This window comes from Bradyrhizobium pachyrhizi, from assembly GCF_029714545.1.
In the GTDB taxonomy this organism is placed as follows: domain Bacteria; phylum Pseudomonadota; class Alphaproteobacteria; order Rhizobiales; family Xanthobacteraceae; genus Bradyrhizobium; species Bradyrhizobium pachyrhizi.
The window spans coordinates 6,112,119-6,125,893 of the sequence record NZ_CP121667.1; the positions used below are offsets into that span (position 1 = coordinate 6,112,119).

Below are 13,775 nucleotides of genomic sequence, written 5' to 3' on the forward strand. Positions count from 1 at the left end.
TTCGCCCTTTATTGCCGCCGCCGCGGCCCGGGTGCCGCTGGTGCCGGCGCGGGCTCGGGTGCGGCGTTGTTGCTGCCGCCGAAGATCACCCGGCTCGGGTTGCGGTCGAAATTGTTCACCGCGCGGCTGATGTCGGACAGCGTCCTGCGGCCGTCGTTGATCAGGAGATTGGAGCGCTTGTCGAGATCCTCGGCGAGCTCGCGGATCGACTTCACCATCAGGTTCAGCTCGCTGCCATTGTTGCCGCCCGCGATCGCATTGAGGCCCAGCATCAGGCTGTCGGCCTTGCCCATCACGCCGTCGACCTTGAGCATGACGTTGTCGATCTTCTCGGAATTGCGCGCCAGCGCCTGGGTGAAGACCTCGAGATTCTTCAGCGAATTCTTCACCGACTGCTGATTGTCGGCGACGATGCGGTTGACGTTTTGCAGGGTGGCGCGGATCGCCTCGGTGACGTCCTGCAGCGCATTCGGGTCGGCGGTCAGAACCGGGATGCCGTCCTCGTCCAGCGGCACCGGCGGGGCGGCCTCCTCGCCGCCCTTGAGCGAAATCGCGGCGACGCCGGTGAGGCCCTGGAACTCGAGACCGACCAGGGTGTCCTTGCGGAGTGGTGCGTTGTTCTCGATCATCGCCAGCGCAACCACGCGTCGCGGGTTGTCGAGCTTCACCGAGACCACCTCCCCTATCCGAATACCGTTAAAATTGACATTACCGCCGTTGCGCAGGCCTGACGCCGGCCCTTCGAAGATCACCCGCAGGGGACTGCGCTGCTTGGTGGTGTGCAGGCTCTGGAACCACAGCACGAAGCCGAATGCGGCGGCGATCACCGCCAGCGTGAAAGCCCCGATCAAGACGTAGTTCGCCCGCGTTTCCATCAATTACTCGCGTTGATCACTCTTGGGCCCTCGCGCAGCCAGCTGCGTTCGAGCCCGTCGAATTCCTGTTGGCGCATGATCTCGTCCGAAAATCGGCTCCAGGTTTCGGGATCATGGGCTAGGCCACAACGGCACGGGCGCGCTTGCCGTTGAAATATTGCTGCAGCCATGGATGCTGCGACGCCTTCATGTCGGCGATCGATCCTGCAGCAATGATCTTACCGTTCCCTAAAACGGCGATACGGTCGCACGCGGTGTAAAGACTGTCGAGATCGTGGGTTACCATGAAAACGGTCAGCCCCAAAGTGCGCTGCAGGGTGCGCACCAGCTCGTCAAACTCGCCGGCGCCGATCGGATCGAGACCCGAGGTCGGCTCGTCGAGAAACACGAGCTCGGGATCGAGCGCGAGTGCGCGCGCCAGCGCGACGCGCTTGATCATTCCGCCCGACAATTCCGACGGATAACGATCGGCGACTTCCGGCTTCAGCCCGACCATCACCAGTTTCGCCACCATGATCTCGTCGAGCAGCCGCTGCGAGACGCGCAGATACTCGCGCGCCGGAAACTGGATGTTCTGGCGCACCGTCAGCGAGGAGAACAGCGCGCCCTGCTGGAACAGGATGCCCCAGCGGCGCTCGACGGCACGGCGCTGCGAGGTGCTCGCGGCATCGAGATCGACACCGAACACCTCGATGCGGCCGGCGACTTTCGGCACGAGCCCGATGATTGTGCGCGTCAGCACCGACTTGCCGGCGCCCGAGGGCCCGACGAAGCCAAGGATCTCGCCGCGCCTGACGTCGAGGTTGAGGCCGTCGAGCACCCGCGTGTTGCCGAATTGAACCGTGATGTCGCGGACCCGGATGATGGCGTCGTTGTCCTCTTCCGCCATGATCACATCCCGATCGAGGCGAAGAAGATCGCGAACACGCCGTCCATCACGATCACGAAGAAGATCCCTTTCACCACCGACGCGGTGGTGTGCTGTCCGAGCGACTCCGCCGAACCCTGCACCGCCAGGCCTTCGACGCAGGCGACGATACCGATCACCGCCGCCATGACGGGCGCCTTGACCATGCCGACGATGAAATGGTCGATCGATATGGCGTCACGAAGGCGGAGCAGGAAGGCCTCCGGATCGACGCCGCCATAGAGCCAGGCCACCAGCCCGCCGCCATACAGCGCGGCCATCGCACCGAGGAAGGCCAGTATCGGCAGCGCCAGCACCAGCGCCAGCATGCGCGGCAGGATCAAGACCTCGATCGGATCGAAGCCCATGGTGCGCAGCGCGTCGATCTCCTCGCGCATCTTCATCGAGCCGAGCTCGGCGGTATAGGCCGAGCCGGAACGGCCCGCGACCATGATCGCGACCAGCAGCACGCCGATCTCGCGCAGCACCAAGACGCCCAGCATGTCGACCACGAAGATGTCGGCGCCGAACCTGCGGAAATGGAAGATGCCCTGCTGCGAGATGATGCAGCCGATCAGGAAGGTGATCAGCACCACGATCGGCACCGCGCGCCAGCACACCTGCTCGAGGTGATGCACGGTCGAGGTCAGACGGAAGCTGCGCGGATGGATCAGCACCTTGCCGGAGGCCACCAGCACCGCGCCGAGCATGTCGACGAGGCCGATGATGGTGCCGCCGATCCCGGCCACGGTGCGCCCGATCTGCTCGAGCATGCCTGATATCGACAACGGGTCGCTGACGACCCTGGGCGCAGGGCCGACGCGGCGGACCTCGTCGACCAAGCTGGAATAATTGGCCGAGAGGCCGGCGATCTCGGCTTCGGCGGAGGCGTCGCTGAGGCTGCGGCGCAGGCGCTCGATCAGCCAGGCGCCAAAGGTGTCGAGGCTCGCGACCTGCGAGACATCGATGAAGATGTGCGGCCGGCTGCCGCGCAGCTTCTCCGCGTCGGAGACGATCCGCTCGAGCGCAGGAGCAAAGCGGGCCGTCCAGTTGCCCGCCGCGCACAACGCCAGTCCTTCGCCTTGGGCTATCCGCTCCAGTGTCGGGTCGCCGCTCACCTCTAACTCACCCCTCAAGCCGGCTGGCTGCCGCTAACGCTGATCTCCGGCGCTGCCGGATCGGCTTGTCGAATCTGTCGCTAAACAGCCATAGTTGGTTGCGCGTCGCAAGCTACGGTTCAGGAAATAGTAGACTTTAAAATGACTTCCACCCCTCCCGGAGCGATTTCCCTGAGCAGCCGGATCGAGCGCTGGCCGATCGCGGGGACCTTCACGATCAGCCGCGGCACCAAGACCGAGGCCGTCGTCGTGGTCGCCGAGGTAAGCCAGGGCGGCCTCACCGGCCGCGGCGAATGCCTACCCTACCCGCGCTATGCCGAAACGCCCGAGGCGACGCTGCAGGCGATCCAGGCGATGCAGGCACCGCTCGCCGGCGGGATGGACCGCATCGCCTTGCAGGCCCGGATGCCCGCCGGCGCCGCCCGCAATGCGCTGGATTGCGCGCTGGCGGACCTTGAGGCCAAACGCGCCGGCAGGCGGATCTGGAACCTGCTCGGCCGACCCGCACCGGAGCCGCGCACCACCGCCTATACGATCTCGCTCGGGACGCCTGAGGCGATGTCGGAGGCCACCGCGAAGGCTGCGCATCGTCAGTTGCTCAAGATCAAGCTCGGCGGCGATGGCGACGGCGCACGGATCGCCGCCGTGCGCAAGGCGGCGCCTCGATCCGAGCTGATCGTCGACGCCAACGAAGCCTGGACCGAGGACAACCTCGCCGCCAATCTCGCGGCCTGCGCTGATGCCGGCGTCACCCTGATCGAACAGCCGCTGCCGGCGGGCAAGGACGAGGCGCTGGGCCGGATCAGGCGGCCGGTTGCGGTCTGCGCCGACGAGAGCGTGCACGACCGCGGCTCGCTTGCCGGCCTGCGCGGCCGCTATGACGCCGTCAACATCAAGCTCGACAAGACCGGCGGATTGACCGAAGCGCTGGCGATGGCGGACGCCGCTCGTGCGCTCGGCTTCGAGATCATGATCGGCTGCATGGTCGCGACCTCGCTCGCGATGGCGCCGGCGATGCTGATTGCGCAAGCCGCGCGCTTCGTCGATCTCGACGGCCCGCTGCTGCTGGCGAAGGACCGCGACCACGGCCTGCGCTACGAGGGCAGCCTGGTCTATCCGCCCGACGCCGGTCTCTGGGGCTAGTCGGTGAGACGCTTACGCGCCAGCCACATCACGAGCCCGCCCGTGGCCGCCATCGCGGCCATCATGTCGTAGACGCCGAGCCCGAAGCGCGCATAGACCATGCCGCTGACGATCGCCGTGGTGCTCGCGACAATGCCGCCGCAGGCGGTGAGATAGCCTTGCCCGCGCGCCATCACGTGAACCGGCACGTGATGCACCATCAGGCCCATGATGCCGACCTGCGTCAGGCCGAAGCTCAGCCCGTGTCCGAGTTGCACAATTGCAAGCACCGCAAGCGGCGGGTCCTGCGCGGTGATCGCCCAGCGCGCCGCGGCACTGGCGGCCGCGATCATCACCAGCACAGCCGACGGCAACGTGAAGCGAGGCGAGGCCGCAAACAGCACGATCTCGGCGATCACGCCGAGCACCCAGAGACAAGCGATCGTCAGGCCGCTGAATCCGGCCTGCTGCCAGGCAATCGATGCGAAGATGTAATAGGCGCCGTGGCTGCCCTGGATCAGCGCCGAGGAGACGATGATGGCAAGGAAGGTGGGATTGCGCAGCAGTTTTGGCGCGCCGGCTGCAGGTGTGGCGGCTGCCACCGGGCGGCCCAGCGGCCGCAGCGTCAGCCCGACCAGCGCGCCGAGCACCGTCACGGCCGTGATGATCCGGATCAGGTCGACCTCCGCGACATAGCGGAGCAGGAAGCCGCTCAGCAGCGCGCAAACCGCGAAGGCGGCCGAGCCCCAGAGCCGCAGCGGTCCGTAGCTGAGGCCGAATTGCCTGACGCCGCGCAGCGCATAGGCATCGGTCAGCGGCACTAGCGGCGTCCAGACGCAGCAGGTCAGCGCATAGATCGCGAGCAGCACGAACGGCTGGTGCTGGGTGCCGATCACGGCAAAGCCGAACGCCGTGGCGAATCCGGTGGCGATGATCGCCCCGCGTAGCATCTGACGCCGCTCCGCCGCCGCGGTGACCAGCGGCAGCACGGTGAAGCGCGTCACCGGTGGCACTGCGGTGATGATGCCGATCCAGGTGGCGTCGATGCCGACCGCCTTCAGCCACACCGTGAAAAACGGCAGGTGAACCCCGGTCATGCCGAACAGCGTGGCATAGAATGCCGCTAGGCTGCGCGCGAATCGCCGCGATGCAACCTTTGCTGCAATGGGGATTTGTGATTCGGAAGACATCAATTCAATTGCGATTCGCGCGATATCGTGGTGATCGTTAGCGTAACGCGCAGTGATTTGCGCGGAGAGATTGTGATGGCCGAAGAAGCATTCGCCCTGTCGCCGATATCCGCCCGCGCGGCCCTGCCGAGCGAGGAGGACTATGCCGCGATCAGCGCGGCCTTCATGGAGACCTCGCGGGGCCGCTGGTTCCTCGGCGAATACGCCAAGCGCAACCGCAATGCCGATACCCGCATGGTGCTCGATGCCGTGGCGCGGATCGAGGAAAGCCTCAGCGCGCAGCGGCAAGCCGCCGCAGCGGCGATCAGGGACGAGCAGCTGGCGCAGGCGCTGGCCGCCCTGCGCGGCGCGATCGAGGCCGCCCAGGCCTCCGCCATCGCCGCGCTCGACGGCATCAGCTTCGAGCAGAACCTCGCGCCGGTGCGCAAGGGCGTGCGGGTGATCAGGGAGATCTCCTGGCGGCTACGCGAGATCGGCAATGACGGCCGGATCTGCGACATCATCGATTCCCAGGTCAGCGCGATCGAGGCCGGTGCTGCCGAGGTCTCGATGGACGATGCCAAGGCCGTGCTGGATGCCGCCTTCGCTGCGCTGGCCCGCCGCCTCAGCGAGTTCGATCCGGACAAGATGGCGACGCCTGCGGCCGAGCCTGCTGTGGCCGAGGCGCCAGTTGCGGAGCCGCCGGCGGCGGCCTCCGCGCCGCCACCGATGGCCGAAAGTGCAGCCCCCGATATGGCCGCTACGCCGCCAGCGCCGCCTCAGGAGGCCGCTGCGGCGCCGAACGTCGAAGCCGCGATTCCCGCCGCTGTGCCCGGCGCTGAGGCCGCTACGGCCGTCATGCCGCAGCCGAGCGAGGCATGGCTCAAGGCTGAAGCCGCGCTGGCCGAAGCCGAAGCCGCGGAACTCGCCCGCGTCACCGACGAAGCGGCGGCCGACGCCCATGACGAAGCGGTACTCGACCTGATCGCGATGGAGATGGGCGCGCCCGATCCAATCGACGAAGAGGCGATCGCGGAGGAAATGCGCGCCGCCGAGGAGCTGCGCGTCGCCGAGGCGATGGCGGCCGAGCCAGAAATGGTTGCGCCGGCCATTCAGCACGAGCCTGCACCGGCGCCCACGCCGAAACTCGCGGTCAAGATCGCGCCGCCGCCGGTGGCTGCGGCGCCGATTGCCGAAACTCTGGTGATGCCACCGCCTCTCCCGCCCGCGGTTGAGCCTGCCCCTGCTCCCGCAGCAGAGATCTCACTCGGTTCGACCATCATCGCCAGCGGTCTGCTGAAACGGCCGAGTGTTGCGGCCAACGACCCGCTCGCGCCAATCCGCCGCATGAGCCAGGCCGAGAAGATGGCGTTCTTCTCGTAGGCGCCGGCGTTCGTACTTCGTCATTGCCGGGCATACCATCCGAAGGAAGGCGTCGCTTGAGCTCGCCTATGCCCCGGCAATCCATCGATCAAAGAGCTTTTGAGATGGATGCACAGTCCCGGCCAAGCCAAGGGCTTCGCCGAGGCTTTGTTGCGATGGCGTGCCGAAGCGTGAGTGGAGGCGGCAAGCCCGCGCGTGACGAGTGGCGCGAAGCATTCATGTCCCATGAACCGCACGCGCAACGCGAGCCAGCTCATGTACCGCGGCAGCATCTGCGCCTAACCCGATGTCAGGCGACGAGTTTCGCGAACAGGTCGGCGTCGACATTGCCGCCCGACAGCACGATGACGACGTTCTTGCCCTTGGCATCGATCCGCCCGGCCAGCAGCGCCGCGAGCCCGACCGCGCCGCCGGGCTCGACCACGAGCTTCAGCTCGCGATAGGCGAAGGCGACGGCGGCGCCGACCTCGTCGTCGGAGGCGCTGACGCCATTGGCGAGCAGCTTGCTGTTGATGGCGAAGGTCAGTTCGCCCGGCATCATCGCCATCAGCGCATCGCAGATGGTGCGCGCCGCGACCGGATGCGCCTCGCGATGCCCGACCTTGAGCGACAGGGCGTGATCGTCATAGCCCGCGGGCTCGGCGACGATCACCTGGGCCTGCGGGTATTTCGCCTTCACCGCGGTCGCAACACCCGCGATCAATCCGCCGCCCGAAGCGGGCGCGACCACGATGTCGGGCGTCAGTCCGAGCGCGGCCATGTCCTCGGCGATCTCGCGGCCGGCGGTGCCCTGGCCCGCGATCACGAAGGGATCGTCGTAGGGGCGCACCAAGGTCGCGCCGCGCTTGCCGGCAATGCCGTTGGCGATCGCCTCGCGGTCGTCGCGATCGCGGTCGTAGAGCACGACTTCGGCGCCATAGGATTTGGTGCGCTCGCGCTTGGTGATCGGCGAGTCCGCAGGCATCACGATGGTCGCCTGCATGTTGAGGATCTTGGCCGCAGCGGCGACGCCCTGGGCGTGATTGCCCGAGGAGAACGCGACGACGCCGCCGCTCCGCTTGTCCTGCGGGATCGAGGCGAGCTTGTTGAAGGCGCCGCGAAACTTGAACGATCCGGTCCGCTGCAGCATTTCGGGCTTGAGGAAAATCTGGCTGCCGACGCGTTCGTTGAGAACGGGGAAGGTCAGGAGCGGCGTGCGCACCGCGAACGGCGCGACCACCCTTGCGGCGGCATCGATGTCCGCGGCAGCGACGGGTGGATTGAGAACGGTGTCCGTCATTCGCGATTTGTATCGCGGCGCCGGGCTGGCGGGCAAGACGCTTTAGCGTGACCTGACTAGCGTGAGGTCGGCTGGGTCGCCGGCAGCGCCACAAAATGGTGCTCTTCGGCACCGAATTCGAGCGCCTCCCCCTCGCCGTCTGGCGGCGCGGGGCGGACGTTCATGCAGCGGTCGATGAACACCCGGGCTGAGGCTTGCCAGGTGTGAAGCGCGGCAAAATCGACGCAGGCCTGCCGCGGGATGCTGAGCGCCTCCAGGCAGGCATGGCGCAGATCCGCGTCGAGCACGCCGACCGGCGCCGCGCCGATCACGTCGCGGGGACCGGTGACCGGAAAAGCGGCAACCGGCAGGCCGCTGGCCAACGCTTCCAGCAGCACCAGACCAAACGTATCCGTACGGCTCGGGAAAACGAACACATCGGCCGCGGCGTAGATCTCAGCCAATTCTTCCCCATGGCGGGCGCCGAGGAACACAGCGTCCGGATATTTCCGCTCCAGCGCCGCCCGCGCCGGGCCGTCGCCGACCACGACCTTGGTTCCCGGCAAATCGAGATCGAGGAACGCCTCGAGATTCTTCTCCACCGCCACCCGGCCGACGCTGAGATAGACCGGCTGCGGCAGGCAGAGATCGACGTCGCGCGGATGGAACAATGCGGTATCGACGCCGCGCGACCACAGCACCACGTTGCGGAAGCCGCGCTGACGCAACTCGGCCGCCAGCGCCGGAGTCGCCGCCATCACCGCCCGGCTCGGCCTGTGGAACCAGCGCAGCGCCCGCCACACCCAGGCTTCCGGGACAGGCGTCCGCGCCGAGACGTATTCGGGGAAGCGGGTGTGGAAGCTCGTCGTGAACGGCAGGCCGCGCTTGCGGCAGTAGCGGCGCACCGCAAGCCCGATCGGGCCCTCGGTCGCGATATGGATGCTGTCGGGCCTCGCCGCCTCGATCAGACTTGCGACCTTGGCCCGGTACGGCAGCGCCAGCCTCAGATCGCGGTAGCTCGGCATCGCGAAGGTGCGGAATTCGTCCGGCGTCAGGAAGCTCACCTCGACGCCGAGCGATTTCGCCGCCTGTGCCATCATGGTCAGCGTGCGGACAACCCCGTTGACCTGGGGATGCCACGCATCGGTCGCGACCAGGATATGCGTCATGCAGCGCGTGCCGTCACTCGCGGAACCGGCGCGATCCGGCGCACCGGGTCGGTCCAGGTGATGATCTCGAAATGGCCGTCCTCGTGCTCGGCGAGCGCGGTGCAGCTCTCCACCCAGTCGCCGCAATTCATGTAGCGGATGCCCTGCTCGTCATGAATCGTCGCGTAGTGGATGTGGCCGCAGATCACGCCGTCGCAGCCGTGGCGCCGCGCCTCGCCGGCAAGCGTCGCCTCGAACGCGCCGATATAGTTCACCGCCTTCTTGACCTTCAGCTTGGCCCATTGCGACAGCGACCAGTACGGCACGCCGAACATCTTGCGGAAGAAGTTGACGAAGCGATTCATCTGGATCGCGAAATCGTAGGCCTTGTCGCCGAGATGGGCGAGCCAGCGCGCGTTCTGCACCACGAGATCGAAAATGTCGCCGTGGATCACGAGGTAGCGCTTGCCGTCGGCGCCGGTGTGAACGGTGTTCTCCACCACGTCGATGCCGCCGAAATGCGTGCCGTAATATTTGCGCAGGAACTCGTCGTGGTTGCCCGGGACGTAGATCACCTTGGCGCCCTTGCGCGCCTTGCGCAGCATCTTCTGCACGAAATCGTTATGGGTCTGCGGCCAGTACCAGTTTGACTTCAGCGCCCAGCCGTCGACGATATCACCAACGAGGTAGATCGTGTCGGCATCGTGAGAGCGGAGGAAGTCCAGCAGGCGGTCTGCTTGCGAACCGCGGGCTCCGAGATGGACATCGGAGATAAACAAAGTGCGAAAGTGCCGCTCGGGACTTTCTTCACTCAAGGAGTCGCTTCCCATGCCTGTGCACCTAACAGATTCCTGTGACAAGGCGATGACGATCCCCGCGACCCAAGGCCCCACAAACAGTTAACGAGAATCAGCAGTACGCCGCTTCCCTGCGGATAACAGCAGCGTGCGACAATCTGGCGACATCGGCGGTCGCGACTATGTGGAAGAGGCACTGAAATGCACAGGAACGCTGATCTACCGTCATTGCGAGCGACGCGAACCAATCCATTGCGCCGCAAGCGGGGAAATGGATTGCTTCGTCGCTATCGCTCCTCGCAATGACGGGCTCCATCTTCAGTGAACGAAGACGACGTAGCCCGGATGAAGCTAAGCGTAATCCGGGGTTCTGCGTCCGCGGATGATCTGTTCCCGGATTTCGCTGCGCTCCATCCGGGCTACGCAGCTCCGGGCTTCAATAATATTTGTGAAAGTGATGCACCGGCCCATGGCCGTGGCCGACGGCAAAACGATCGGCGGCGGCGATTGCTTCGGTGATCCAGGCCTTGGCGTTGCGCACGGAGGTCTCCATGCTCTCGCCCTTCGCGAGCCCTGCTGCGATTGCCGAGGACAGCGAGCAGCCGGTGCCATGCGTATTGGCGGTCGCAATCCGCGGCGCAGCCAGCGCGATGCTGCGCTCGGCGTCGATCAGATAGTCGATGCTGTCGGCGCCGTGGCCGTGGCCGCCTTTGACCAGCACCGCACGACACCCCATCGCCAGCAATCGCTTGCCTTGTCGCTCGACGTCGGCCTCGCTTGAGGCGACCGGCTCGTTCAAGAGCGCCGCCGCTTCCGGCAGGTTCGGCGTGATCAGCGAGGCCAGCGGAAACAGCAGGGTCTTCAGCGCATCGACCGCCTCGGCGGCAAGCAGCCGATCGCCGGAGGTAGCGACCATCACCGGATCGAGCACGACATGGCGCGGCGCCCAGCGCCTCAGCCCATCGGCGATCGCTGCAATTGTCTCGGCCTGCGCCACCATGCCGATCTTGACCGCGCCGACCTCGAGGTCAGAGAACACCGCATCGATCTGGGCGGCGACGAATGACGCGGGCACCGGATGGATGCCGCTGACCCCCGTGGTGTTCTGCGCGGTCAGCGCCGTGATCGCGGAGGCGCCATAGACCCCGAGCGCCGCAAAGCTCTTGAGGTCGGCCTGGATGCCCGCCCCGCCCGAGGAGTCCGAGCCGGCAATGGTGAGCGCGACCGGCGTCATCTTGCAGCACCAGCGGTTGATACGAATGAGACCATCACGAACAAGACCATGGCCTGTCCTAGCCCGGCCGCCGATCGGCAGCAAGTTCGCCTGACTTTACCGCAAGTTGGCCTCGCCTTGACCCCTCGCCTCGCCCCCTTGCCTTGGCCGCCCGTTTTGGGCCTATAGTCGCGGAAATCCCCGGAGACGACTTTGATGGTTCCTTTCTTCGTCCAGATCAAATGCAAGCTCGGCCAGTCCTACACCGTCGCCAATGCACTGGCGGAGGCCGAGATTGCGTCCGAGATCTATTCCACCGCGGGCAACTACGACCTCCTGGTCAAGTTCTACGTCGACCACGACACCGACATCGGCCACTTCATCAACGAGAAGGTTCAGGTGATCCCGGGCATCCAGGACACCCTCACGATCATCACCTTCAAGGCGTTCGGCGCGAAGTAGGACGCGCCCGCGAGAGCATGATGAGATCAGGTCGAGCTTGAACGGCGTCGAAAGTTCACCTCTCCCTTGGGAGAGGTGAACCGAAACCGCGGCGAGCCGATTCAACCAAAACCCATCCCGCTTTACGACTCCTTCTCCTTCTTCACCGGCTTCGGCGGCCCCTCGACCGGCAGCAGCGACTTGATGTACTCGGCGATCGCGTCGCGGTCGGACGACGACAGTTGCGAGGTGTTGCGGATCACACGCACCATCGACCCACCGGCGGAGTCGCCGTCCGGCGTCTGGCCGCTCTCGAGGAAATAGGCGATATCCTTCACACTCCAGTCCGAGATCCCCCTCGGCGTGATGTTGGGCACCCAGCCTTCGCCCTCCGGATTCGGACCACCCGCGAAGCGCTGCGCGGTGACGATGCCGCCGAGGACATTCCGCGGGCTGTGGCACTCGGCGCAATGGCCGAAGCTGTTGACGAGATAGGCGCCGCGATACCAATGCGCCGAGCGGCTTGCATCCGCGATGAACGGCTTGCCGTTCATGAACAGGAATTTCCAGACGCCGACATTGCGCCTGACGTTGAACGGAAACGGCAAATCGTGGTCGCGCACCTTGCCGGCGACCGGCGGCAAGGTCTTCAGATAGGCGAACAGGTCGCGCACATCGCTGACCTTGGCGTGCTGATAGGACGGATACGGAAACGCCGGGAAATAGTGCGCGCCCGACGGCGAGGTGCCCTTCATGACCGCGGTGACGAAATCGGCCTCGCTCCAGCGGCCGATGCCGTCGTTCGGGTCGGGCGAGATGTTCGGCGCATAGAAGGTGCCGAACGGCGAGGGGATCGCGAGCCCGCCGCCGAGCCGCGTGCGGTCGTCCTGCTTCGGCACGGCATGGCAGGAGGAACATCCCCCGGCATTGAACGTTGTGAGGCCGTTGGCCAGGTCAGGCTGATAGGCAGGCAGCGCGCCGGCGGCAACGGTCGCGGGGATCGTCAGCCACCAGAACACGCCAAAGCCGATTACGCCGGCCAGAATCGCCAGGAGGAAAATTCGTCGCAGCATTCACCGATCCGTCATTGGTCGCGTCAGTTCATGGACCAGTATGATGGCAACCAGTCGGACAAGCTCGCATCAAATTTGCCGCACCCACGATCATTTGGGGAATAAATCCGAAAAGCTGCTGTTTGCAACCATCATGTGACGTCAAAGGGGAGAGAACCATGTCGAACAAGACCTTGCTTGCCACGCTGACGCTCGGCGCCGCGATCGCCCTCGCCGGTCCGGCCTTTGCCGAGAAGTTCACGGCGAAGCTGGACAGCAAGAGCGAAGTGCCGCCGAATACCAGCACCGCCACCGGCACCGCCGACATCGACTACGATGCCGCCAGCAAGAAGCTGAGCTGGAAGCTGACCTATTCCGGCCTCTCGGGTCCGGCCACCGCCGCGCATTTCCACGGCCCCGCCGAGGCCGGCAAGAATTCCGGTGTCGCGGTCGCCATCCCGAACGCGACGTCGAGCCCGGTCGAAGGCAGCGCAACATTGACCGACGCGCAGGCCGCCGATCTGCTCGCAGGCAAGTACTATGTCAACGTCCACACCGCGGCCAATCCGGGCGGTGAGATCCGCGGCCAAGTGACCAAATAACAAGTGACGAAATAATCCGCCACCAAGCAATCCTGACCAAGCAATCGTCGCGAACGCGCTCCAACAAGAAACGGCCGACACAAAAAAGGGCGGACGCCTCAAAGCGTCCGCCCTTTTCATTGATCGAACGACGATGAGCCGAACGGCGATCAGCCCTTCTTGAGGCGATAGGTCTCGTGGCAGCCGCCGCACTGCTTGAACAGCGGCGGCATTTCCGCCTTCAGCGTGTCGAGGTCCTTGACCTTGCCTTTGGTATCGGCGACGGCCTTGGCGAAGCTCGCGATGTGCTGCTCGAAGCCGGCCTTGTCTTCCCAGATCTTCGGCGCGGCGGAATAGTCGCCATCCGGCTTGAGGCCCTTGCTGCTTGCCGGGAACAGCGTCGGCAGCTTCTTGGCGGTGTCTTCGAACTTCACCAGCGCAGCATCGACCGCCGCCTGGTCGTAGGGCTTCTCGCCCTTGATCATTGCCGCGATTGCGCCCGCGTTCTTGCCGGTCTCCTTCATCTGGGCCTGGGTCTGCTTGACCTGATTCTGGTCGGCCACGACAGCACCAGCACTCAACGCAAGCATTGCAGCAACGACGACAATCCGCTTCATCGGCAAAACCCCTCAATTCCGCTCTGTCCCGGTCCGCGATCTGCGGCCGGCCTGGTTTGCAAAACACCACAGGCGGAATCTTCATTCCGCCTGC

Annotated in this window: 14 protein-coding genes; 4 read left to right on the top strand and 10 right to left on the bottom strand. The window is 65.5% G+C overall.

What is annotated here, in order from left to right; translation table 11 throughout:
* Nucleotides 1–8: 8 nt before the first annotated feature.
* The 3 genes from QA639_RS29070 to QA639_RS29080 all read right to left on the bottom strand — a co-directional run bounded on the left by QA639_RS29070 (nucleotide 9) and on the right by QA639_RS29080 (nucleotide 2,900).
* Entirely contained in the window at nucleotides 9–875 is an 867-nt protein-coding gene (locus tag QA639_RS29070) for an MlaD family protein (RefSeq protein WP_018272595.1), read from the bottom strand.
* Between the two features lie 118 nt (nucleotides 876–993).
* Nucleotides 994–1,764, bottom strand: a complete 771-nt coding sequence (locus tag QA639_RS29075) for an ABC transporter ATP-binding protein (RefSeq protein WP_028338275.1) — start codon at nucleotides 1,762–1,764, stop codon at nucleotides 994–996.
* Nucleotides 1,765–1,766: 2 nt separating this feature from the next.
* Nucleotides 1,767–2,900, bottom strand: coding sequence for an MlaE family ABC transporter permease (locus QA639_RS29080; RefSeq protein ID WP_283087834.1), 1,134 nt, complete (start codon nucleotides 2,898–2,900; stop codon nucleotides 1,767–1,769).
* Nucleotides 2,901–3,041: 141 nt separating this feature from the next.
* Between QA639_RS29080 and dgcA the strand changes: the two genes are divergently transcribed.
* Nucleotides 3,042–4,043 (top strand): N-acetyl-D-Glu racemase DgcA, encoded by a 1,002-nt coding sequence (gene dgcA / locus QA639_RS29085; RefSeq protein WP_283087835.1) that lies wholly within the window; start codon nucleotides 3,042–3,044, stop codon nucleotides 4,041–4,043.
* On the opposite strand, the gene QA639_RS29090 is transcribed toward dgcA, so the two are convergent.
* Nucleotides 4,040–5,212: an MFS transporter gene (locus tag QA639_RS29090; protein ID WP_283087836.1), complete on the bottom strand. Its 1,173-nt coding sequence runs from the start codon at nucleotides 5,210–5,212 to the stop codon at nucleotides 4,040–4,042. The genes dgcA and QA639_RS29090 overlap by 4 nt on opposite strands.
* A 75-nt stretch (nucleotides 5,213–5,287) precedes the next feature.
* Here QA639_RS29090 and QA639_RS29095 point away from each other — a divergent pair, with 75 nt between their 5' ends.
* Entirely contained in the window at nucleotides 5,288–6,574 is a 1,287-nt protein-coding gene (locus QA639_RS29095; protein WP_157343107.1) for a hypothetical protein, read from the top strand.
* Nucleotides 6,575–6,863: 289 nt separating this feature from the next.
* Here QA639_RS29095 and QA639_RS29100 read toward each other — a convergent pair whose 3' ends face one another.
* The 4 genes from QA639_RS29100 to thiD all read right to left on the bottom strand — a co-directional run bounded on the left by QA639_RS29100 (nucleotide 6,864) and on the right by thiD (nucleotide 11,011).
* Entirely contained in the window at nucleotides 6,864–7,853 is a 990-nt protein-coding gene (locus QA639_RS29100; RefSeq protein WP_028338280.1) for a threonine/serine dehydratase family protein, read from the bottom strand.
* A gap of 56 nt (nucleotides 7,854–7,909) precedes the next feature.
* Nucleotides 7,910–9,001, bottom strand: coding sequence for a glycosyltransferase family 4 protein (locus tag QA639_RS29105; protein ID WP_028338281.1), 1,092 nt, complete (start codon nucleotides 8,999–9,001; stop codon nucleotides 7,910–7,912).
* Nucleotides 8,998–9,810 (bottom strand): UDP-2,3-diacylglucosamine diphosphatase, encoded by an 813-nt coding sequence (locus QA639_RS29110; RefSeq protein ID WP_028338282.1) that lies wholly within the window; start codon nucleotides 9,808–9,810, stop codon nucleotides 8,998–9,000. The genes QA639_RS29105 and QA639_RS29110 overlap by 4 nt, the downstream gene beginning before the upstream one ends.
* Nucleotides 9,811–10,213: 403 nt before the next feature.
* A complete protein-coding gene (gene thiD / locus QA639_RS29115) occupies nucleotides 10,214–11,011 on the bottom strand; it encodes a bifunctional hydroxymethylpyrimidine kinase/phosphomethylpyrimidine kinase (RefSeq protein ID WP_157343103.1) in 798 nt (265 codons plus the stop codon).
* A gap of 195 nt (nucleotides 11,012–11,206) precedes the next feature.
* Here thiD and QA639_RS29120 point away from each other — a divergent pair, with 195 nt between their 5' ends.
* On the top strand, nucleotides 11,207–11,452 hold the full coding sequence (locus tag QA639_RS29120; RefSeq protein WP_016845986.1) for an Lrp/AsnC ligand binding domain-containing protein: 246 nt from the start codon (nucleotides 11,207–11,209) through the stop codon (nucleotides 11,450–11,452).
* 122 nt (nucleotides 11,453–11,574) lie between these two features.
* On the opposite strand, the gene QA639_RS29125 is transcribed toward QA639_RS29120, so the two are convergent.
* A complete protein-coding gene (locus QA639_RS29125; RefSeq protein ID WP_050384637.1) occupies nucleotides 11,575–12,504 on the bottom strand; it encodes a c-type cytochrome in 930 nt (309 codons plus the stop codon).
* A gap of 158 nt (nucleotides 12,505–12,662) precedes the next feature.
* On the opposite strand from QA639_RS29125, the gene QA639_RS29130 reads away from it, so the two are divergent.
* Nucleotides 12,663–13,085, top strand: coding sequence for a CHRD domain-containing protein (locus QA639_RS29130; RefSeq protein WP_028338285.1), 423 nt, complete (start codon nucleotides 12,663–12,665; stop codon nucleotides 13,083–13,085).
* Nucleotides 13,086–13,234: 149 nt separating this feature from the next.
* On the opposite strand, the gene QA639_RS29135 is transcribed toward QA639_RS29130, so the two are convergent.
* Nucleotides 13,235–13,681, bottom strand: coding sequence for a c-type cytochrome (locus QA639_RS29135; RefSeq protein WP_028338286.1), 447 nt, complete (start codon nucleotides 13,679–13,681; stop codon nucleotides 13,235–13,237).
* Nucleotides 13,682–13,775 lie beyond the last annotated feature (94 nt).